This window comes from Priestia sp. TRM10 (assembly GCF_057808375.1).
On the sequence record NZ_JBJZOT010000041.1, the window covers coordinates 1 to 267 of the forward strand.

Genomic DNA, 267 nt, shown 5'->3' on the forward strand with positions numbered 1-267 from the left:
TGCAACGGGAGAGACCGGAGCAACCGGAATCACGGGCGTAACTGGTGCAACGGGAGAGACCGGAGCAACTGGAGTCACAGGAGCAACTGGATTCACAGGAGCAACCGGAATCACAGGGGCAACCGGAGTCATAGGAGCAACTGGGGTTACGGGAGCAACCGGAGTCACAGGAGCAACTGGAATCACAGGAGCAACCGGAATCACAGGGGCAACCGGAATTACGGGAGCAACAGGAGAGACCGGAGCAACCGGAGTCACAGGAGCAAC

Annotated in this window: 1 protein-coding gene; it reads left to right on the plus strand. The window is 58.8% G+C overall.

Annotated features, from left to right (window positions below):
* Positions 1-267: hypothetical protein (locus ACK3CR_RS27095; RefSeq protein ID WP_488976374.1), on the plus strand; the 267-nt coding region annotated here is incomplete at both ends.